This window comes from Streptomyces sp. WP-1 (assembly GCF_030450125.1).
GTDB classification, from domain to species: Bacteria; Actinomycetota; Actinomycetes; order Streptomycetales; family Streptomycetaceae; genus Streptomyces; species Streptomyces incarnatus.
Genome location: NZ_CP123923.1, coordinates 6,222,650 through 6,243,632 on the forward strand (window position 1 = coordinate 6,222,650; position 20,983 = coordinate 6,243,632).

18 protein-coding genes are annotated in these 20,983 nt (G+C 73.8%); 9 read left to right on the forward strand and 9 right to left on the reverse strand.

What is annotated here, in order from left to right:
* Positions 1 to 32: 32 nt before the first annotated feature.
* Complete coding sequence (locus tag QHG49_RS27550; RefSeq protein WP_301491657.1) at positions 33 to 1,418, forward strand: xylan 1,4-beta-xylosidase; 1,386 nt, start codon at positions 33 to 35, stop codon at positions 1,416 to 1,418.
* Between the two features lie 12 nt (positions 1,419 to 1,430).
* Here QHG49_RS27550 and QHG49_RS27555 read toward each other — a convergent pair whose 3' ends face one another.
* From QHG49_RS27555 to QHG49_RS27575, 5 genes are all read right to left on the reverse strand, one after another.
* Positions 1,431 to 4,982 (reverse strand): lipopolysaccharide biosynthesis protein, encoded by a 3,552-nt coding sequence (locus QHG49_RS27555; RefSeq protein WP_301491658.1) that lies wholly within the window; start codon positions 4,980 to 4,982, stop codon positions 1,431 to 1,433.
* Complete coding sequence (locus QHG49_RS27560; RefSeq protein ID WP_301491659.1) at positions 4,975 to 5,784, reverse strand: polysaccharide deacetylase family protein; 810 nt, start codon at positions 5,782 to 5,784, stop codon at positions 4,975 to 4,977. The genes QHG49_RS27555 and QHG49_RS27560 overlap by 8 nt, the downstream gene beginning before the upstream one ends.
* A complete protein-coding gene (locus QHG49_RS27565) occupies positions 5,777 to 6,769 on the reverse strand; it encodes a glycosyltransferase family 2 protein (protein WP_301491660.1) in 993 nt (330 codons plus the stop codon). The genes QHG49_RS27560 and QHG49_RS27565 overlap by 8 nt, the downstream gene beginning before the upstream one ends.
* Entirely contained in the window at positions 6,766 to 7,587 is an 822-nt protein-coding gene (locus QHG49_RS27570) for a glycosyltransferase family 2 protein (protein WP_301491661.1), read from the reverse strand. The genes QHG49_RS27565 and QHG49_RS27570 overlap by 4 nt, the downstream gene beginning before the upstream one ends.
* 390 nt (positions 7,588 to 7,977) lie before the next feature.
* Positions 7,978 to 8,352, reverse strand: coding sequence for a hypothetical protein (locus QHG49_RS27575; RefSeq protein WP_201300532.1), 375 nt, complete (start codon positions 8,350 to 8,352; stop codon positions 7,978 to 7,980).
* Positions 8,353 to 8,626: 274 nt separating this feature from the next.
* On the opposite strand from QHG49_RS27575, the gene QHG49_RS27580 reads away from it, so the two are divergent.
* Positions 8,627 to 9,430 carry an SGNH/GDSL hydrolase family protein gene (locus QHG49_RS27580; protein ID WP_145483511.1) on the forward strand — a complete coding sequence of 268 codons (804 nt, stop codon included), beginning with the start codon at positions 8,627 to 8,629 and terminating at the stop codon, positions 9,428 to 9,430.
* A 604-nt stretch (positions 9,431 to 10,034) separates the two neighbouring features.
* Complete coding sequence (locus tag QHG49_RS27585) at positions 10,035 to 10,304, forward strand: hypothetical protein (RefSeq protein WP_037658345.1); 270 nt, start codon at positions 10,035 to 10,037, stop codon at positions 10,302 to 10,304.
* Between the two features lie 129 nt (positions 10,305 to 10,433).
* Here QHG49_RS27585 and QHG49_RS27590 read toward each other — a convergent pair whose 3' ends face one another.
* From QHG49_RS27590 to hmgA, 4 genes are all read right to left on the reverse strand, one after another.
* A complete protein-coding gene (locus tag QHG49_RS27590; RefSeq protein WP_159700019.1) occupies positions 10,434 to 11,666 on the reverse strand; it encodes a CaiB/BaiF CoA-transferase family protein in 1,233 nt (410 codons plus the stop codon).
* Positions 11,667 to 11,980: 314 nt separating this feature from the next.
* The gene (locus QHG49_RS27595; RefSeq protein ID WP_159700016.1) at positions 11,981 to 13,147 is read right to left on the reverse strand and encodes a type ISP restriction/modification enzyme; all 1,167 of its coding nucleotides are present in this window, start codon (positions 13,145 to 13,147) and stop codon (positions 11,981 to 11,983) included.
* 26 nt (positions 13,148 to 13,173) lie between these two features.
* On the reverse strand, positions 13,174 to 13,923 hold the full coding sequence (locus tag QHG49_RS27600) for a GntR family transcriptional regulator (protein WP_301491662.1): 750 nt from the start codon (positions 13,921 to 13,923) through the stop codon (positions 13,174 to 13,176).
* A gap of 54 nt (positions 13,924 to 13,977) precedes the next feature.
* Positions 13,978 to 15,288 carry a homogentisate 1,2-dioxygenase gene (hmgA, locus tag QHG49_RS27605; protein ID WP_301491663.1) on the reverse strand — a complete coding sequence of 437 codons (1,311 nt, stop codon included), beginning with the start codon at positions 15,286 to 15,288 and terminating at the stop codon, positions 13,978 to 13,980.
* 253 nt (positions 15,289 to 15,541) lie between these two features.
* On the opposite strand from hmgA, the gene QHG49_RS27610 reads away from it, so the two are divergent.
* The 6 genes from QHG49_RS27610 (at position 15,542) to QHG49_RS27635 (ending at position 20,983) form a co-directional block, all read left to right on the forward strand.
* Positions 15,542 to 16,132, forward strand: coding sequence for a hypothetical protein (locus QHG49_RS27610; protein ID WP_301491664.1), 591 nt, complete (start codon positions 15,542 to 15,544; stop codon positions 16,130 to 16,132).
* A 64-nt stretch (positions 16,133 to 16,196) separates the two neighbouring features.
* Positions 16,197 to 16,814: a TetR/AcrR family transcriptional regulator gene (locus QHG49_RS27615; RefSeq protein ID WP_301491665.1), complete on the forward strand. Its 618-nt coding sequence runs from the start codon at positions 16,197 to 16,199 to the stop codon at positions 16,812 to 16,814.
* A 308-nt stretch (positions 16,815 to 17,122) separates the two neighbouring features.
* Positions 17,123 to 17,785: a hypothetical protein gene (locus QHG49_RS27620; protein WP_301491666.1), complete on the forward strand. Its 663-nt coding sequence runs from the start codon at positions 17,123 to 17,125 to the stop codon at positions 17,783 to 17,785.
* Positions 17,772 to 18,407: a class F sortase gene (locus QHG49_RS27625; RefSeq protein ID WP_145483532.1), complete on the forward strand. Its 636-nt coding sequence runs from the start codon at positions 17,772 to 17,774 to the stop codon at positions 18,405 to 18,407. Before QHG49_RS27620 ends, QHG49_RS27625 begins: the two co-directional genes overlap by 14 nt.
* 85 nt (positions 18,408 to 18,492) lie before the next feature.
* Entirely contained in the window at positions 18,493 to 19,884 is a 1,392-nt protein-coding gene (locus QHG49_RS27630; protein ID WP_301491667.1) for an aldehyde dehydrogenase family protein, read from the forward strand.
* Positions 19,885 to 19,900: 16 nt separating this feature from the next.
* Positions 19,901 to 20,983: a Zn-dependent alcohol dehydrogenase gene (locus tag QHG49_RS27635; protein ID WP_159700001.1), complete on the forward strand. Its 1,083-nt coding sequence runs from the start codon at positions 19,901 to 19,903 to the stop codon at positions 20,981 to 20,983.

A 20,983-nucleotide genomic window follows, 5' to 3' on the forward strand; every position in this document is an offset into this window, starting at 1 on the left:
AGCCCCGTACCGCGCCGATACTGTGGCCCTCGATGGCACGTCATGGGTGGGCACCGGTCGGCCGGCGATGGCGGCTCGCCGCCCTGCTCGGGGGGATCGCGGCGGCGCTCGCCGTGCTGGTGGGCCTGCTCGGCGGGCCGCCCGGCGGACTGCCCGGCGGATCGCCCGGCACCTCGGCCGCGCCGCGCGGCACCGCGCGGCCGTACGTCGGCTGGGGCTTCACCCACACCCAGTTCAGCGCCGACGAGGGCGCGCCCGCCGCCACCGCCCGGGTGCGGGGGCTCCTCAAGGCGGACGGCGGCCCGGCGCAGGACCAGGCGATCATGGGCTGGGGCGCGGACAACCCCGAACCGTCCCCGGGGCACTACGACTTCGCCGCCCTGGACCGCCGGATCGCCTTCGTCCGCGCCTCCGGCGGCACCCCGGTGATCACCCTGTGCTGCGCCCCCGACTGGATGAAGGGCGGCAAGTCCGGCGCGGACAACACCGATTGGAGCCGGTCGGCCCTGGAGACCGCGCCCACCCCCGCCCACTACCAGGACTTCGCCGACCTCGCCGCCACCGTGGCCCGGCGCTATCCGGACGTCCACCACTTCCTCGTCTGGAACGAGTTCAAGGGCTTCTGGGACGAGGCCGCGGGCCGCTGGGACTACGAGGGGTACACCGACCTGTACAACCTCGTGTACCGCGCGCTGAAGAGGACCGGCGAGGACGTCCTGGTCGGCGGCCCCTATCTGCCGATGGTCAGCGTCGCCCCGTCCGACCCCGAGGCGTCCCCCCGGCTGCGGGGCGACTGGGGCGCGATGGACCAGCGGGTGCTCGACGCCTTCTCCTACTGGAACGCGCACAAGGCGGGCGCCGACTTCACCGTCGTCGACGGCGCCAGCTACCCCGACGGCGGCAGCCCCCGGCCCGACGAGTTCAGCGCCACGGACAAGCTGACCGCCGTCAGCGCCTGGGTACGACGGCAGACCCATGACCTTCCCCTGTGGTGGGCCGAGTACTACGTGGAACCCGGCGACGGCGACGCCGGCTGGTCCGATCCGCACCGGGTCGCCGTCCAGGCCACCGGCATGATCGCCCTGGTCCGGGGCGGCGCCGGATCCGGCTTCTACTGGAACCCGGAGAAGCGCACCGGCCCCGCCTGCCCCGGCTGCCTGTGGACCCCGACCGACCGCGCCGACGGGGGCCGGCCGCTGCCCATGTACGCGCTGCTGTCCCGGTTCGCCGCCGCCTTCCCGCCGGGCACCCGCTACCGCACGGTCCCCGTCGACCCGGCCGCCACGTCCGGCCTGCGCGTCCTCGGGAGCGACCGCACCGTCCTCGTCGTCAACACCCGCGACCGTACGACCGTCGCGCGGGTGGACGGCGGCCGGCTCACGCTGCGGCCGTACGAGGTGAAGTGGCTCGACCGCTGACACCCGCCGCCCTCACTTCAGTGTCAGGAACCGCTGCACCAGCACCGCGAGCACCACCGCCAGGAGCGGCAGGGAGAACCAGAAACTCCCGTGGAGGAAACGCACTTGGCGCGCCCCCGGCCGCACCGCCACCCGCACCACCTCGCGCGCGGCGAGCAGCAGCATCAGGACGACGGCGGCCAGCGCGCCGACCACCGACCAGGGCGTCCAGGTCACCCGGGGTCCGACCGGCCCGGGGTGCGGCTCGGGGACCGGGCCCGGGGGCGGCGCGCGCAGGGCGTACACCGTGACATCCGCGTCGGCCAGGACCTTCGTCAGCTCCGGCCGGGCGTCCAGGCTCCGGGTGAGCCGGGGCCCCCAGGCCGCCGGGTAGCCCGCGTCCAGCCGCAGATACGTCACCTGGCTCTCATCGACCATCAGACAGGAGTGCGGGCCCGCCTCCTTCAGCGCCTCGACCAGCCCGGACACCCGGGTGGGGTCGACCGGCGCGAGCGTCGGGACGTAGTCCACCCGCTCCATGTCCTTCGCGCCCCACGGCAGCGACGGCGTCACGTCGTTCACCGTGTCATCGCTCAGCCACAGCAGGCGTACGGTCGGCCGGTCATGGGCGTACACCCAGTTCATCGCCGCGACCTCGCCGGGCCGGGTGCGCTCGAAGGGCTCGTTGCCCCACCGGGCCACCAGGAAGCCGCCCATCAGCAGCAGCCCGGCGAGCAGCGCGGCCCCGAGGGCGAGGACCGGCCGCCGGGTCCCCGTGGGGCGGGGGAAGAGCGCGAGGGCACCGAGCAGGGCCGCGCCCGGCACCGCGAACATGAAGACGCGCAGCGCCATCTCACCGCCGTACGACTGCATGCCGAAGCCCAGGAACGGGACGGAGGTGAGGACCACCAGAGACCGTTCGCGGTACCGGCACAGGCGGCGGCGCCACCAGCCGCAGCAGGCGAGGGCCAGCACGCCACCGGCCAGCAGCACCCGGGTGTACAGGACCAGCTTGTGGGTCGGATCGCCGCCCTGGATGCGGCCGGAGACGGAGGTGGAGACATTGCCGGCGATCCCGCCGATGCCGCCGAAGAGGTCGTCGAAGTGCCCGGACCAGTACGGCTCCGCCATGAAGCCGAGCCAGACGGCGACGAGCACCGCGCACAGCAGGGGCAGGCCGCGCAGTTCGCAGCGGCGCAGCAGGACGAGGGCCGCGAGGACGCCCAGCATCATGAACGGGGTCAGCTGGTGCGCGGGCACGGTCGCGGCGTACAACCCCAGCAACAGCAGGAGCAGGACGGTCCGTTGGCGGCGGTCGACGGGCGGTGGCTCCGTCTCGCCCGGCCGCAGCCGTGCCGTCAGGGCCCGGGGCGGGCGGAACCAGACCAGCAGGACCGCGGTGAAGACCAGGTACAGCAGGAAGGTGAAGCCCTGCGGGGAGAAGTAGTCCTGGCCGACCCAGCCGCACAGCGCGAACAGCCAGACGCCGGTCCACCTCGCCCGCCAGTCCGCCCGCACCGAGCGGACCAGCAGCAGCATCGGTGCCAGGTAGGCGAGTTGGATGGCCGTCGGCCACCAGCGGATGACCTCGGTGAAGTCGGTGACCCCGCAGGCCCGGCCCACGAACGCGGCCACCGCGAAGAAACCCGGCCAGCTCCAGCGGGCGTCCAGGTCCGGGACGGCGGTCCCGGTGCGGTCGATGTAGTCGAGGAAGCCCAGGTGCTGCCAGGCCGTCGCGAACCGGGGCTCGGTCTCGATCACGGCGGGCAGCGCGTGCAGCGACACGACCGTGACGAGCAGCGTCACCAGCAACAGGCCCCTCTGCTCCCGGCGTTGCCACAGCAGCCCGGCGAACACCACGACCAGCAGGCCCGCGCCCGCGAGCGTCGGCCACGGCAGCACCGAGACCAGACCCAGGCCGCCCATCCGGTCCAGATCGCCCTCCCCGAGACGCAGGGCGGGGAGCCAGTAGAGGAGGAGGGCGGTGATCAGGAGGGAGGTCAGGAGGAGGGCCGAGCGCAGGTGGCGGGCGGGGGGAGAGGGGCGCGGCGGGGGCTCCGGCTCCACCGGGGGAGAGGGGGCCGGCGGGGGCTCCGGCTCCGTGGGGGGCGCGGAACGCGTCGGGGGTGCGGCCTCCCCGGCGACCCGCTCGCGTGCCCACGCCGGCACCCGGCGCCGTACCGGCTCCTTCTCCCACAGCCCCAGGTCCGCCAGATCCCCGTCCGGCGCCACCGCGTCCGGTACGGCCCCCGCCTCCCACGTGGACCCGGGCACCGGCGCCGCATCCGCCCGCACCGTCCGCCACAGCCGTGGCGCGGCGATCGAGACGATCACGGCCAGGCTGGAGATCTCGGCGACCCCCGCCCCCGTGAGCCCCATCCGGGGCAGGAGCAGCAGGGTGAGCCCGAGGACCAGGACGCACAACAGGCCCTGGAGCCAGGCGAGTCCGGCGGTGCGGCTCTGGGCGCGCAGCACCGCGAAGTAGGTCTCCATGACGACCCGGAGCAGGGTGCCGACGGCGAACAGGCGCAGCAGCCCGGTCGCCGCGTCCGCGTAGCCCGCGCCGAAGACGCCGAGGATCCAGGGCGCGCCGAGGAACAGCACGGCGCTGATCGGCAGCATGATCCTGGCCATGCGCCACAGCGCCGCGCGGGCGTCGGCCGCCAGCCGCTCCGGGGCGTGCGAGCCCTCGACGGTGAGGGACGCGCCCATGTTGACGGCGAGCAGGTTGCAGGTGCCGCCGATGGTGGTGGTGATGTAGAAGTACGCGTTCTCCTCGGAGCTGACCTGCGCGGCGATGATCACCGGCACCAGGTAGACCACGGCGAGCGAGAACAGGGAGCCGGTGTAGTCCCCGGCCAGGAACCGCCCGATCTCCCGGGCGGGCGGCGGCCCGGGTCGCCCGGCGGTCGCCGCGACATGGCGGGGCACCAGCCGCCGGAACACCAGCCAGCCCAGCGGCACCACGGACGTGCCGATCGCGGCCACCCAGGACACGAAGACCCCGGTGGCCGGCACGGCGACGGCGAACACGGCGAGCAGCACCAGCTTCACCGCCGAGAACACCGTGTTGCCCACCGGCACCCAGGGCGCGCTGCGCAGCCCGGTCAGCACCCCGTCCTGGAGGGTGAGCAGGTTCCAGGCGACCACGGCCGCCACGAAGCCGAGGCCGGGAAGCGGTCCGTGCAGAAAGCGGTACGACGGCCCCCAGACGTCCAGGGTGCCGAGGAACACCCCGGCGGCCAGCGCCACGATCAGCGAACTGCCCGCGTACGTACGGAAGATGAAGCGACCGGTGCGCCTTCCGGACACCGGGATGAACCGGGCCAGCGCGCCGGTCAGGGTCACCGCGGTGAGCCCGGCGAGCAGCTTCATCGCGGCGATGGCGGCCGAGCCCCGGCCGACCGCGGCATCGGAGTAGTAGTGCGCCGCGGCCAGCCAGAAGCCGAGGCCGAGGACGGCGGAGATCCCGGTGTTGAGCATCAGCGCGTACGCGTTCCGCAGCAGCGGACCCCCGCCAGGGGCGCGGGCGGCGCCGGGCGCCTTCGCCGCCTCGGGCCCGGGCGCGGTGGTCGTGTCAGTCACGGGGCGGACCGGCCTTCCGCAGCGCCGGACCGATCCGCCGGGCCCGGCGCACGAGCGCGTACCCCCGGGTGAGGGCCCGGTCCCGGGCGAACGTACGGCCGATGCCCTCGCCCCGCAGCAGCCGGGCGAACTCCTCGGCGTCCGTGCCGCGGCGGACCGTGACCCGGCGCAGCGCGTACGGCCCCTGGGCGCGGCGGGCGAGCCCGTTGCCGACGGCGAACGCCTGCGCGTACCCGGCCGCGCGCACCGCCCGGCGCACCCGGCGGCTGGAGTAGCCGTACGGATACGCGAACGACACCGGCCGCGCGCCGAGTTCACCGGTGAGGATCTCCGTGCACCGGCCCAGCTCCTCGGCCAGCGCGGTGTCGTCCAGCTGGTCCAGCTGCGGATGGGTGTGGCTGTGGCCGCCGATCTCCACACCGGCGGCGGCGAGCAGCCGTACCTGGTGCCAGTCGAGCATGGTGTCGAGGCCGCCCCCGGTGTCGTAGGCGCCCCTCAGCCAGCCGGTGGCGACGAACACGGTGGCCGGGAAGCCGTACCGGACGAGCAGGGGCAGCGCGTACCGGTGCACGCCCTCGTAGCCGTCGTCGAAGGTGATCAGCACCGGGCGTGCGGGCAGCGCCCGGCCGCCGCGCCAGTGCGCCGCCAGCTCGGCGGTGGTCACGGGGGTGCGGCCCGACTCGTCGATGAGGGCCATCTGCCGGGCGAACGCGTCCGGTGCGACGGACAGGGTCCGGGTGGCGGCGCTGGGCGCGGTGGCGACGGAGTGGTACATCAGGACGGGCACGGGCGGATCACTCATGCGGGCCCCCCGCCCGGTCACCGGTCCCCGCGAAGGCGTACGCGCCGCGCCGCGCCCGCAGGCTCCCCACCGCGAACCCCCCTGCGGCCGTGAGCACCCCGGCGACGATGGCGCCCGCGCGGCCCGCGCCGCCCGGCCGGCCGAGCAGCGCGTCCCGCAGGCCCCGGACGACACCGGCTGGCAACACCCGGGTGGTGTAACGGCGTTCGGACTCCAGGCCCTTGCTCGCGCCGACGCTGCGGGCCACCAGGGCCTTGGACAGGCCCTCGGCGTAGGCGCGGGTGCGGAAGTAGGCGAAGTTCTCCCGGACCCGGGGCACCCGGTGGTGGATCACCGCGCGGTCGTCGATGAGCAGCACACCGTCGGGCCGGGCGCGGGAGAGGCGGATGCACAGCTCCGTCTCCTCGCAGCCGAGCGGCCGCCGGCCGCCGTCCCGCCCGATGCCGGTGGCGAAGCCGCCCGCCGCCTCGAAGGCCGTACGCCGGAACGAGGCGTTGCCGCCGAGGACATTGCGCACCCGCACTCGGCCCGGCGGCAGGCCACGGTAGGTGCAGCCCACCACCCAGTCGAACTCCTCCGGGAACCAGGCGGGCCGCCGGCCGGACGCCCACACCGGCTCGGTGCGCCCGCCGACCGCCAGCACCCGGGGATCGGCGTACGCCTCGGCGAACCGGCGCAGCCAGTCCCGTTCGGCCACCGCGTCGTCGTCCAGGAAAGCGATGATCTCGCCGCGCGAGGCGGTGATGCCGGTGTTGCGGCCCGAGGAGAGGCCGCGCGGACCGGAGTTGGGCAGCACCCGCACGTCCCCGGCCGTCCGGTACGCGCGCTCCAGCCGTTCGCCGAGCGCCGGGTTGTGGTCCACGACCAGGAGGGTCTCCAGGGCCGGGTACGACTGCGCGCGCACCGAGGAGACCGCCGCGCGGACGTCCTCCCAGCGGTCCTCGGTGTAGGCGCAGATCACGACGGAGATGCCGGGATCGCTCAAGACACCTCTCCCCGACGGGCCTTGAGCAGCGGGGAGTGCCGCACCCGGCGGCGCAGCGCACGCCGGTTGGAGCGCTCGCGCAGGATCACCCGCAGCACCCGCAGCCCGTCGCGCACCGCCCGCAGATTGCTGGTGCCGTGGATGCGCAGGTACTCGTGGCTCGGGACCTCCTGCACTCTCAGGCCCGCCTTGACCACTCTGATGTTCATCAGCGTCTCGACCTCGAAGCCGGTGCAGTCCAGCTCGATCTCGCCGAGGCAGTGCCGCCAGAACGCGTTGTAGCCGTAGCACAGATCGGTGTAGCGGGCGCCGAACTTGCGGTTGACGACGGCGCACAGCACCCGGTTGCCGAGCTTGCGGACGAAGGTCATGTCGTCGGTGCCGCCGCCGTTGGCGAAGCGGGACCCCTTGGCGAAGTCGGCGCCGGAGACCAGCGCGGAGACGTAGGTGATGATCTCGCCGCCGTCCGCCGAGCCGTCCGCGTCGACCATCACGATGATCTCGCCGGTGCACGCCTCGAACCCGGTGATCAGGGCGTCCCCCTTGCCCCGGCCGCGCTGCGGGACGACCTTGAGGCGCGGCCACAAGGCGCGGGCCACCTCGACCGTGCCGTCGGTGGAGTTGCCGTCCACGAGGACGACCTCGTGGATCCAGTCGGGAAGGCTCTTGAAGACGTAGGGCAGGTTCTTCGCCTCGTTCATGGCGGGTATCACCACACTCACCGGTGGAGTGATCGCCAGATGCGAGGAGATGGGCCGGTAGTGGGTGACGAGCAGCGGTTCGCGGCCGGGGCCCGGCGGGCGCAGCGCTGAACTCATAGTGGTTCCCTCTCGTCCGGTGGGCCGCCCGCCCCCGGGCGGCCCGGCTTGGGATCCGGTTCGAAAGGGGGGCTCTCCTCCGGGGCACGGCGAGCGGAACTCCGTACCCGCGGACGAGCTCGGCAAAGCTGTCCGGGCCGTCGGGCGGGCATGGCGGCCGGTCGCGCGGCCCGGCCCGGCCACCGCGCGCGGTCACCGAGCACGGCACCCCCCTACCGCGCTGCGCGGCGGAGTCACCGTCATGCCCGGCCCTCCCCAGGGACCACGCACCGGTGAACCGCCGCCATCGAGCTGTATGACGGTATTGACGGTTGAGCCCGAATGGCAAGACCTGGACGGTGCTTCGCCTTTCCCATGATTGGTCCGTTGCGCAACAGTGGCTCACCTTGCTCACTCTTGTGTGCTTTTACCGGGGATTCGATCCCGAAGGAGCACGAGGAGCAGCAGGAGCAGGCTCAGTACGGCGACGGCGGCCACCCCGCCCCGGACGGACCAGTGGTGCGCGGCGAGCATCACCTGGGCCACCAGCATGTCGACGACCACCGCACCCGCGAGCGCGCACAGGGCGCGGGCGAAGGGGTCGAGGCCGCGCAGGGCCGCGGCGAATGCGGCGGCCGGCGCGAGCAACAGGAAGAGCAGCGCGCACGGGCCGCGCAGCGCGGAGCCGGAACCGGTGAGGGCGAGCAGCGCGCCGGCCGTCGGGACGGCGGCCGTGGCGCCCGCGAGCAGCGACGACAGTTCCCTGTTGACCCGTAAGGTGCGCATTGGTGACTTTGCCCCCCGAAGCGCCGGATGCCGGGCTTTAATGTGGCGCAGGCCCGAGGGGGGCGTCAAGGGCGGCCGTCCCCCGAGAAACCCACTGGAGCAGGTGTCTGAGGCGTGGTCAACAGGTTTGACATGTACGCGCAATACATACGCAGTAAATGTTTGAAGACGGTCTTATTGAGAGTCAAAAATTCTTGACATGAACACTTCCGCTCAACGCGCGTAGTTGCTACTTAAGTTGCCGCAGACTTCCTGCTCACCTGGGAGACACACCATGAGACGTTCCCGGCTTGTCGGATTCGTTGCGCCACTCCTCCTCGCTCTGGGCCTCGGCTTCACACAGGCGGCGTCGGCGCAGGCGGCATCCAGCAGCGGCGGCTATGTGGCGCTCGGCGACTCCTACGCCTCCGGCGTCGGCGCCGGCAGCTACATCAGCTCCAGCGGCGACTGCGACCGCAGCACCAACTCCGCGGCCTACCTCTGGAACGCCGCGCACAAGCCGGCCTCCTTCGCCTTCAACGCCTGCTCGGGCGCCACGACGGACGATGTGATGGCCAACCAGCTCGGCTCGCTCAACTCCTCCACCTCGCTGGTGTCCATCAGCATCGGCGGCAACGACGCCGGGTTCGCGAGCGTCATGCAGACCTGCGTGCTGAACTCGGACAGCACCTGTCTGTCCGCCATCGCCACCGCGAAGTCCTACGCCACCAACACGCTGCCCGGGAAGCTCGACACCGTCTACAACGCCATCCACTCCAAGGCGCCCAACGCCCGTGTGGTCGTGATCGGTTACCCGCGCTTCTACCTGCTCGGCCAGACCTGCCTCGGCCTGTCCGACACCAAGCGGTCGGCCATCAACGGTGCCGCCGACACCCTGGACGGCGCCATCCAGTCCCGCGCCTCCGCCCACGGCTTCGTCTTCGGTGACGTCCGCAGCGCCTTCTCCAGCCACGAGATCTGCTCCAGCAGCTCCTGGCTCCACAGCCTCAACGTGCTCGACCTCACCGAGTCGTACCACCCCACCGCCGACGGCCAGTCCGGCGGCTACCTGCCGGCCCTCACCAACGCGGCCGGCTGACCCGAACGGGTGAGCACTCCATGGCGCACCACCGGTCCCGCCCGTCAGAGTGAACTCCCGGCCCGGCCCGGGGCGTCGGCGTAACACCTGGCACCTCCCGGGTGAGCCCGCCGTGCGCACCCGGCGGGACCGCCCACCGCGGCGGGGGCTCCGCCCGGCGGGGCCTTCGCCGACCGGACGGCCGGGCGCGTGAGATGGACCACGTTCCCGGCCGCCTCCGTACGACTTCCTCCGCCCGCGCCGTGACCGGTGCGGGCGGTCGCGGTCACGGCGGTGCGGCGGCCGCGTCCGGACCGCCGCCCGGGGCCCGTCGTCACCCTGGGGCTCCACGGGGGCGACACGCCCTTGATCACCAGGGGGCCGGCGCCGCAGGGGCGTCACGCGCGGTGACGGGCGCCCCGCAACGGCGATCCGGCACGAGCCGTCGGCCAGCCCATTGTCCAACTCGCCCTGAAACCGGTCGGATTCGGAGAGTAGTCAGCTTGGGATGGTCAACCCCCTTACGGGGAAGGTGAATCCTGAAGGCGCGATACACGAGTGCCCCGGTGGGGAGATAGGGTTACTCTGCCCGGGGCCGGGTGGACTCGTACGGGTGGGGAGTGACATGGAACAGATAACAGTGCGCAGCAGGGCCAGGGTCCCTGCGATCACCTGCGGGAGCAGCGCGACCAGCTCGCGCCTCGACCGGCACCTGGCGGTGCTGGGCGGTCCCGCGATACCGCAGCAGAAGACCGTCGAGGCGACCTCGCTGATGCGGGAGCTGACGGCGCGGGACACCCGGCGCACGCACAGCGACCGGGGCGCGCGGGTCCGCCGCGTCTCTCTCTTCGCGCCCCTGCGCCGACTGCGCCGTTCGCTGTTCGGCGGCCACTAGCCCGGTCCGCGACCGGTCACTGGTCCGGTCCTCGACCGGCCGCCGATCCGGCCACTGATCCCCTTGAGCGCCCGTCCGGCGCTCACCGGGTGAACCCGACGGTCTCCGGACCCCGTCCGGGGCCCGCGCTCAGGCCGCCACACCGTCCCGGCGCAGCGCTGCGATCTCGTCGTCCGTCATCCCCACGGCGCGCAGCAGCGCCCCGGTGTGCTGTCCGAGCGCGGGCACGTCGCCCATCCGCGCCTCCGCCCCGCCCGGCAGCGTGAGGGGCGGCAGCAGCGCCCGCAACGGCCCCACCGGCGAACCCACCTGACGCCACCGCTCCCGGGCCGCCAGCTGCGGATGCTCCGCCAGCTCGCGCAGATCCCGCAGCCGGGCGCAGGCGAGGCCCGCCCGCTCCAGCCGCGCCAGCGCCTCGTCGGTGCCCAGCGCGCCGAGCGCCCGCGCCACCGCCGCGTCCGTCTCCGCCCGGTGCGCGACCCGCGCCGCGTTCGTCGCGAACAGCGGATCCGTCCCCAACTCCGGCCGCCCCATGACCTGTTCGGCGAGCCGCCGCCACTCCCGGTCGTTCTGCACCGACAGCAGCACCCGGCCGCCGTCGGCCGTCGCATAGGCGTCGTAGGGCGCGATGACGGGATGCGCGAGACCGGTGCGCGCCGGGGGCTCGCCGTCGTGCATCGTGTGGTGCAGGGGGTGCCCCATCCACTCCGCGAGCGAGTCCAGCAGGGACACCTCCACCGGCCCGCCCCGCCCGGTGACGCCCCGGCGCACCAGCGCCGCCAGCACCCCCGAGAAGGCGTACATGGCCGCCGCGATGTCCGCCGCCGGGATCCCCGCCTTCACCGGCCGCTCCGGCGTCCCGGTGACCGACACCAGGCCCGCCTCGCACTGCACCAGCATGTCGTAGGCCCGCTTGTCCGCGTACGGGCCGACGGGGCCGTACCCCGAGATGTCCACGGCGATCAGCCGCGGGTGCGCCGCGCACAGCGTGGCCGCGTCCAGGCCGAGCCGGGCCGCGGCCCCGTGCGCCAGGTTCTGCACGAACACGTCCGCGTCCGCGACCAGCCGCCGTACGACCTCCCGGCCGCGCGGATCCTTCAGGTCCAGGGCGAGGGACTCCTTGCCCCGGTTGCACCACACGAAGTGCGAGGCGAGGCCGCCCGCCGCGGTGTCGTAGCCCCGCGCGAAGTCGCCCCCGTCCACCCGCTCCACCTTGATGACGCGGGCCCCCAGATCGGCGAGCTGCCTCGTCGCGAAGGGCGCGGCCACGGCCTGTTCGACGGCGACGACGGTGATGCCCTCCAGCGGCAGCGGCTGGGCTTTTGAGGGGTGTTCCGGGGGATGATCCGCGAGGTGCTCCATGGGGTGGATGATCTCCCCCCTCGCGCGGGTCTGTCAGTACCGCGTATGTCACTCGCCGCGGCTGTGACGGCGCACCGCGAGCGGCAGGAACACCGCGATCGGCACGAGACTCCGGACGAGCGACCCGGCGTTGCGGGGGTGTCGCCCCGGCACGGCACGCCCCCGTCGGGCGCGGCCCGCTCGCGTCGTCGTGAAGGTCGGCTTCTGGGGCACCCCCGGCGGAGCCCCTTACGGCTGCTACGGCGACATCGAGTCGCCGGTCGCGTCGCTCTTCTAGCGGGCGCACGCCCCCGGACGACCGCGGCGGCAAGGTTCTACAGCAGCGCGAACTGGCCCTCCGGGCCCTCCTCGGGGTGGTCCAGGACCGAGGCGGGCAGGTGGGAGGAGGGTGGGGGCGGGAGGACGGCCGCGTGGCGCAGGTCCGTTGCCGTGATGGACGACGGGATCCTCAAGTCGGCCTTCTGTGAGCGGACTTCGGTCAGGAGGGCCAGGACCGTGATCAGCTCCAGCAGCTCCGAGGTCCAGGACTGGAGCCAGGCCGTGGGGCGGATCGCGTCCAGGGTGCCGGGAGAGCCGGGTGTGCCGGGTGCCGTGCGGGAGGTGAACCAGGACTCCAGGACCCGGACCCCGTTCAGCTCGTACTCCCAGGCCCCGGCGGGGACGGGGGAGACACGGCCCTCGTCCAGGTGGAGGGCCTCCTCCTCGGGGTCGTAGCGCAGGGTGGCCGGGCGGGGCGGCAGCGGGGCGCGGACGTAGGGGCGGCGCCCGCCGGGCAGCTTGGGGCGGTCGCCGTCGCGGCGCAGCAGCCACAGCAGCCGGCGGCCCGACGCCACACCGGACGACCAGAGTTCCGCGTCGTCGGTCAGCGGGACCGTGCGGTCGGGGCGGGCCGTGGCCAGGAACCAGGCCGCCAGATCGAGGGGAGCGACCCGGACGCCCAGGCGGGCCGAGAGATGGTCCAGGAGGCCGGGCGCCAGGTTCGGGTCCGCGGCGGCCGGGCGGCGGTGGAGGGGACGGATCCGTCCGGTGCGCAGGGCCGGCAGCAGGCCGGTGGCCAGCAGCGGGTGGTGCTCGTCGGGGGTCTCCACCAGGAAGACCTGCCGCTCGTCCGCCACGCGCCACAGCTCCGGGCGGGCCGCGTCGAGCAGCCGGTGGTCCGGGATCAGCCACTGCTCGTCGAAGGGCGCCGCCAGCACCCGTACCGGCTCCGCGCACGGCCCCTGGGCGCGCGCCAGGCGCTCGGTGCCGCCGGTCCGGCCCGGCAGCTGGCCCACGGCCGAGTGCAGGGTGCGGGCCCGGCTCGGCTCGAACAGGGCCTCGCGGTCCGGGAGTTCCGCCTTCAGCAGGGCGTCCCAGCGGGCTCTCAGACAGCCCGGATCCGGGGCCGTCGGCCAGGCGCGGCCCGGCCGCAGCGGTGCGACGGACCACGGCATGAGGTCCGCCAGCAGCGGAGCGTCGTCGTCGTACGGCACGCTGGGCATCGTACGGGCCGGGGGCGCGCGGCGGGTCAGGTGGCGTCCAGGGTCACCGTGAAGGAGAAGCGGTCGCCCCGGTAGTGGATCACCGCGACGTCCAGCACCCGCCCCTCGGTGTCGTAGGTGATGCCCGTGTAGTGCAGGATCGGGCTGAGCAGCGGGACCTGGAGGAGGCGGGCGGTCTCCGGGTCGGCGAGCCGGGCCTCCACGGTGTCCGTGATCCGGCTGATGTCCGCCCTGACGACGTCCCGCAGCACCTTCGTCATCGGCCAGCGGATCAGGTCGTCCAGGTCGATCAGCTCGGCGAGTTCGGGGCGCACGTGGTTGACGGCGTGGTTGGTCGGCTCGCCGGTCTGCTCGTCGAAGCGCAGCCGGTGGTACGTCGCCACCTCGGCCAGCCCCGGGAAGCAGTCCGTGAGCCCGCCCGGCACCGGCGCGGGCCCGTGCGCCAGCAACTCCGTGCGCATCCCGGACTGCTGGGCCACGATCGCGTCCACCGAGCCCAGCAGCCGCACCGGGGCGCCGCGCCGCGCATCGGGCTCGATGAACGTGCCGCGCCGCCGGTGCCGGCTGATCAGCCCCTCGTCCTCCAGCTCCTTCAGCGCCTGCCGCATGGTCAGCACGCTCACCCCGTAGTGCTCCGCCAGGCGCTCCTCGGTGGGCAGGCGCAGCGGGTCCGCGGGCGAGCGGCCCAGTATCGAGGCACGCAGCGACTGCGACACCTGATACCAGAGCGGCAGCTTGCGGTTCAGGACGATCGAGTCAGGGGCGAATGAGGTCACGCTGATATCCGTACCGGGTCGGGAACGTCGGGAACAAGGGGCGCAACACAGGCGTCAGATGCGGAAGTTGCGCGTCAGGCCGCGCCACACGTCGTCGTACGCCTGCTGGAGGTGGTCGGCGCGGGCCGCGTCCGGGGTGAGCGTCACCGGCCAGCGGGTCTCGAACATGAAGGCGAGGCCGTCGTCGATCTTCTGCGGCTTCAGCTCGGCCGCGCTCGCCCTGTCGAACGTCTCCCGGTCCGGGCCGTGCGCCGACATCATGTTGTGCAGCGAACCGCCGCCCGGCACGAAGCCCTCCGCCTTCGCGTCGTAGGCGCCCTCGATCAGGCCCATGTACTCGCTCATCACGTTCCGGTGGAAGTACGGCGGCCGGAAGGTGTCCTCGCCCACCAGCCAGCGCGGCGCGAACACGACGAAGTCGACGCCGGCCAGCCCCGGGGTGTCCGACGGGGAGGTCAGGACGGTGAAGACGGAGGGGTCCGGGTGGTCGTAGGAGATCGAGCCGATCACATTGAAGCGGCGCAGGTCGTAGACGTACGGCACATGGTTGCCGTGCCAGGCGACCACGTCGAGCGGCGAGTGGTCGTAGACGGCCGTCCAGAGGTTGCCGCAGAACTTGTTCACCACCTCCACCGGGCCCTCGGTGTCCTCGTAGGCGGCGACCGGCGCACGGAAGTCCCGTGCGTTGGCGAGGCCGTTGGCGCCGATCGGGCCGAGGTCGGGCAGCCGGAACGGCGCCCCGTAGTTCTCGCACACATAGCCGCGGGCCGACGTGTCGAGCAGCTCCACCCGGAACCGCACCCCGCGCGGCACCAGCGCCACATGGGCGGGCTCCACGTGCAGCCGCCCGAACTCGGTGTGCAGCAGCAGCCCGCCGCGCTCCGGGACGATCAGCAGCTCGCCGTCCGCGTCGGAGAAGACGCGCTCCATCGAGGCGTTGGCGTGGTACAGGTGCACGGCCATGCCCGACCGCTGGGTCGCGTCGCCGTTGCCGCCGAGCGTCCACAGTCCCGCGAGGAAGTCGGTGCCGGCGGCCGGCTCAGGCAGCGGGTTCCAGCGCAGCCGGTTCGGGTCGGGCACGGTCTCGGTGAAGGGCGCCGTGCGGAGCGAGCCGTTGGCCGTCCGGGTGAACCGCGGGTGCGCGGCCGACGGACGGATCCGGTACAGCCACGAGCGGCGGTTGTGCGCCCGCGGCTCGGTGAAGGCCGCGCCGCTGAGCTGCTCCGCGTACAGGCCGAGCGGTGCGCGCTGCGGCGCGTTGCGGCCCTCGGGCAGGGCGCCCGGCACCGCCTCCGAGGCGTGCTCATTGCCGAACCCGGTCAGATACGACAGCCCCTCGGCCTTCTTGCGCGCGTCCCCGCTCATGGTCGCCCCCACGCTCCTCTGTGCTCGTCGACTGCGTCCGTTCATTCCTATGGGACACCGTAGGAATCGGCGGGGCCCGGCGCAAGAGGGCGGGGCCTCCTCCCTGCGGCCCTCCTCCCCGCCGGCGTCCTCCCTGCGGCGTCTCCTCCCCGCGGGGCGTCCCTCCCCGCATGACCTCCTCCCCGCGGGGTGGCCCGGGAACCCGACTTCAGACGGATTCCCGGGCCCGCCCCCGTGTTCTACGCTCCCGGGCATGTCGTGGACGAAGGAGACCCGAGGACGCCTGGCCGCGCTCGCGGTGTGCCTTCTGCTGCCCCTCGGCGCGGCCGGCTGCGGCACCGCGCACGGGGGCACGGGCATCGGCGCGGGCGCGGGCGCGAGCGCGGGGGCGGCCGGCGCGGACTCGCCCTCGCCGGTCGGCAAGGTCCTGGACGACACCGACGACAGCGGCCGCCATCTGCGCGAGGTCGGCGGCAAGGACGCCCCCGAGGTCGGCGTCGAGGTCACCCCGGACTCCGCCGACGGCTGGGACGTACGGCTGACCTTCCGTCACTTCCGGGTCTCCGCGCCCGGCGCCCGCAACACCGCGGTCACCGGGCGCGGGCCCGCCTGCCTCTTCGTGGACGGCCACCGGATCGCCCGGCTGTACGCGCCCCGGTACCGGTTGCCCGGCCGGCTCGTCCCGCACGGCACCCACCATGTCACCGCCCGCCTGTACGCCGACGACGGCACGGTGTGGGCCGTGCACGGCAAGCCGGTCCAGAGCACCGCCGACATAACGGTGTCGGACACCCGGCCGCCGGGGCCCACGCCTGCGGGCGCCGGCCGCCCGGCGGACGGCTGAGGGGTTCGCGCACGCGGCTCCGTACCCTGGGACCAGGTTCACCGGACCCCGGCGGAAAGGCATCATGAAGACCGTGCCCCACGCGACCCCGCTCCGCCGCGCCCCCGTCCAGCGGCGCAGCGCCGAACGGCTGACCAGGATCCTGGACGCCTGCGCCGAACTCCTCGACGAGGTGGGCTACGACGGTCTGAGCACCCGGGCCGTCGCGGTGCGCGCCGGTGTGCCCATCGGCTCGGTCTACCGCTTCTTCGGCAACAAACGGCAGATGGCCGACGCCCTCGCGCAGCGCAATCTGGAGCTGTACACCGAGCGGGTCACCGGGCGCCTGGAGCGGACGGCGGCGGGGGACTGGCGGGCCGCGATGGACGCCGTCCTGGACGAGTACCTGGCGATGAAGCGCACCGCGCCCGGCTTCTCCCTGGTCGACTTCGGCAACCAGATCCCGGTGGGCGCCCGCCAGGCGGAGCCCAACAGCCGGGTCGCCGACCGGCTTTCCGACCTGCTCGCCGGCTATATCGGCCGCACCCCCGACGAGGAGCTGCGGCGGGCCTTCCTGGTCGCGGTGGAGAGCGCGGACACCCTGGTCCAACTGGCCTTCCGGCTCGACCCGCAGGGCGACGAGGCGATCATCCACGAGACCCGGGAGCTGCTGCGGGCCTACCTGGGACGGCTGCTGGACTGACCGGCCGGCGGCCTTGGCCGGGGTCTGCCCGACGGCCAGGACGTCCACGGCACCGGAGCCGGCGCCGCGCCCCGCAGCCGGCGCCGCGCCCCGCAGCCGCGCCCCAGGGAGGCGGATCAGCGGTCAGGCTGCCGCACGGTGGTGCAGGTCAGCGCGGTGCTCCCGAGTTAGTCATATCGTCATATTGCTCCGCCAGGGGGATATCTGACGGCGCGCCGGGCCTCGATGCCGTCGGCCGACGCGTGCATTGGGCAGAGTCCAGACGAGATCGATTTGTATGAAAATCGTCTGACTCGGAGGAAATGCGTATGCCCACCCGGACATTCCCGCGCACCGCCGGTACCCGCGCCGGCGCCACCGTCGTCCTGACCGCTCTCGCCGCGGCGGGTGCGTCGTGGGTGGCGGCACCGACCGCCATGGCCCAGGGGGAGAACGGCGACATCAGAGTCCACCGGGTCGGCACGCCCTTCGGCGTCTCGAAGGACGACCCCACGGTCTGCCGGTTCTACCTGGACGCGGTCAACTTCGACATCCTGCCCGTCATCGCCTACACCATCACGCCGCAGCCCCCGCTGCCCACCTCCGCCACCGTCACCGGCACCATCCAGCTCGCCGGGGGCGCCGGGCACACCGACCCGCTGGGCCTCGCGGACGGCCAGTACCGGATCACCTGGACCGTGGCCGGCGCCCTCAAGGAGAAGGTCTTCCGGGTCAACTGCCGGGAGAACGGCAACCAGGGCGCGCCCGGCCAGATCGACGACCACCAGCAGCAGGAGCACAACGACGCCAGCTGGGGCCAGGGCGGCGAGCGCGGCGGCCCGCAGGGCGGGGTGCACGCCGGTGGCGGCGGCCTCGTCGACACCGCGGCCGCGTACTCCCCGGTGGGCGCCGCCGCGGCGGTGGGTCTGATCGCGGTCGGCGGGGCCGTGTACGTCCGGCGCAACCGCCGTCGCCCCCATGGCGCCGCGTAGGCGCAGACGCAGGCCCTGGTACCGGACCCGCGCCTTCCGCCTGGCCAGGACGGCCGCCCTCACGGCCGTCCTGGTGACGCTCGTCGGCCGGTGCGGGGACGACGGCTCGCCGGACCACACGGAGACCGTCGCCGCCGGGCCGGATCCGGGCTCGCCCCGCCCGCTGCCCCGGTCCCGGCCCACCTCCCTGCGCATCCCCTCCCTCGGTCTCGACGCCCAGGTCGTCGGCGTACGGCTGGGCAGGGACCGGCAGTTGGAGACCCCGCCGTTCGACCGGCCCAAGGCGGCCGGCTGGTACGAGGGCGGTGCCACCCCCGGTGAGGCGGGCACCGCGATCGCCGTCGGCCACCGTGACACCCCCTCCGGGCCCGCGGTGTTCGCCGCCCTCCCGATGGTCGAGCCGGGCAAGATCATCGAGGCGCGGCGCGCGGACGGCCGCACCGCCGTCTACACCGTGGACCGGGTGCAGGTCTTCGACCGGTCCGGCTTCCCCGACAAGGAGGTGTACGGCCGCGCCCGCCGCCCTGAGCTGCGCCTGCTCACCTGTGGGGGCCTGTACAGCAGGCGCACCGGGTACAGCAGCAACGTGGTGGTCTTCGCCCATCTCACCGCGACCAGGTGAGTCCGCTCGGCGGGAGTCTGGCGCCGGAAAACTATCGCCGCTAGTTTGTGGGGCGGACGACGGGCGTCCGCCGGGAGGAAGCAGCATGAAGGCACACGACGGTCTGTACATCGACGGCGGCTGGCGCCCCGCCGCCCGTCCGGACGAGGTGATCGAGGTCGTGAACCCGGCCGACGAGCAGGTCATCGCCCGGGTTCCGGCCGCCGGTCCGCAGGACGTGGACGCCGCCGTGCGCGCGGCCCGCGCCGCCCTGCCCGGGTGGGCCGCCACGGCGCCCGCCGAGCGCGCGGCCCGGCTGGCCGCGCTGCGGGACGCGCTCGCGGCCCGCAAGGACGAGATCGCCGGGACGGTCACCGCCGAACTCGGCTCCCCGCCCGCCTTCTCGGAGGCCGTGCACGCGGGCCTGCCCATCGCGGTCGCCGGCACCTACGCCGAACTCGCCGCGAGCCGCTCCTTCGAGGAGAAGGTCGGCAACTCCACGGTCCTGCACGAGCCGATCGGCGTGGTCGGCGCGATCACCCCCTGGAACTACCCGCTGCACCAGATCGTCGCCAAGGTCGCCCCGGCGCTCGCCGCCGGCTGCACGGTCGTCCTCAAGCCCGCCGAGGACACCCCGCTCACCGCCCAGCTGTTCGCCGAGGCGGTGCACGAGGCGGGCGTACCGGCGGGCGTGTTCAACCTGGTCACCGGGCTCGGACCGGTCGCCGGGCAGGCGCTGGCCGAGCACCCGGACGTGGACCTCGTCTCCTTCACCGGCTCCACCGCCGTGGGCCGCCGCATCGGCGCGCTGGCGGGCGGGGCCGTGAAGCGGGTCGCCCTCGAACTGGGCGGCAAGTCCGCCAATGTCATCCTGCCGAGCGCCGACCTGGCCAAGGCGGTCAACGTCGGCGTCGCCAACGTGATGTCCAACTCCGGTCAGACGTGCAGCGCCTGGACCCGGATGCTGGTCCACCGCGACCGGTACGAGGAGGCCGTCGGGCTGGCCGCTGCCGCCGCCGCCAAGTACGGCGACCGCATCGGACCGCTGGTCAACGCCAAGCAGCAGGAGCGGGTGCGCGGTTACATCGAGAAGGGCGTCGCGGAGGGCGCCCGCCTGGTCGCGGGCGGGCCCGAGGCGCCGCGCGAGAAGGGCTACTTCGTCAGCCCGACCGTCTTCGCCGACGTCACACCCGGCATGACCATCGCCCAGGAGGAGATCTTCGGCCCGGTCCTGTCGATCCTCGCCTACGACGACGAGGACGACGCCCTGCGCATCGCCAACGGCACGGTGTACGGCCTGGCCGGCGCGGTCTGGGCCGGGGACGAGGACGAGGCGGTGGCCTTCGCCCGGCGCATGGACACCGGGCAGGTCGACATCAACGGCGGCCGCTTCAACCCCCGCGCGCCGTTCGGCGGTTACAAGCAGTCCGGGGTCGGCCGGGAACTCGGCGGCCACGGCCTCGACGAGTACCTCCAGACCAAGTCCTTCCAGTTCTAGAGGGAGTCCGCCCGCCATGGCCGTACGAGCCGCCGTCCTTCCCGCCGTCGGCGCACCCCTGGAGACAACTAGCATCGAGCTGCCCGACCCGGGCCCCGGACAGGTCCGGGTCCGGCTCGCGGCGGCCGGGGTGTGCCACTCCGATCTGTCCCTGTCCGACGGCACGATGAGCGTGCCGGTGCCCGCGGTGCTCGGCCATGAGGGCGCCGGGACGGTCGTCGCCGTCGGCCCGGACGTCACCCATGTCTCGCCCGGGACCCCCGTCGTCCTCAACTGGGCGCCCGCGTGCGGGACATGCCACGCCTGCTCGCTCGGCGAGGTCTGGCTGTGCGCCAACGCCCTCGACGGCGCGGCCCGCGTCCACGCCCACGCCGTCGACGGCACCCCGCTGCATCCCGGTCTGAACGTCGCCGCGTTCGCCGAGGAGACCGTCGTGTCCGCGTCCTGCGTGCTGCCGCTGCCGGACGGTGTCCCGCTGGCCGACGCCGCGCTCCTCGGCTGCGCCGTGCTCACCGGGTACGGCGCGATCCACCACAGCGCGCGGGTGCGGCCCGGCGAGAGCGTCGCCGTGTTCGGCGCGGGCGGGGTCGGGCTCGCCGCGCTCCAGTCGGCCCGGATCGCGGGCGCCTCCCGGATCGTCGCCGTCGACGTCTCCCCGGCGAAGGAGCGGCTCGCGCGTGCCGCCGGTGCCACGGACTTCCTCCTGGCCTCCGCGACCACGCCCCGTGAGATCCGCGCCCTGACCGGCAAGCAGGGCGTGGACGTCGCCGTCGAGTGCGCGGGCCGCGCGGTCAGCATCCGCGCGGCCTGGGAGTCCACCCGGCGGGGCGGCCGTACGACGGTCGTCGGCATCGGCGGCAAGGACCAGCAGGTCACCTTCAACGCCCTCGAACTCTTCCACTGGGGCCGCACCCTGTCCGGCTGCGTCTACGGCAACAGCGACCCCGCGCGCGACGTCCCCCTGCTGGCCGGCCATGTCCGCACCGGCCGCCTGGACCTGTCCGCCCTGGTCACGGAGCGGATCGGCCTGGAGGACATCCCGGGCGCCTTCGAGAACATGAAGGCGGGCAAGGGCGGACGGGCGCTGGTGGTGTTCTGA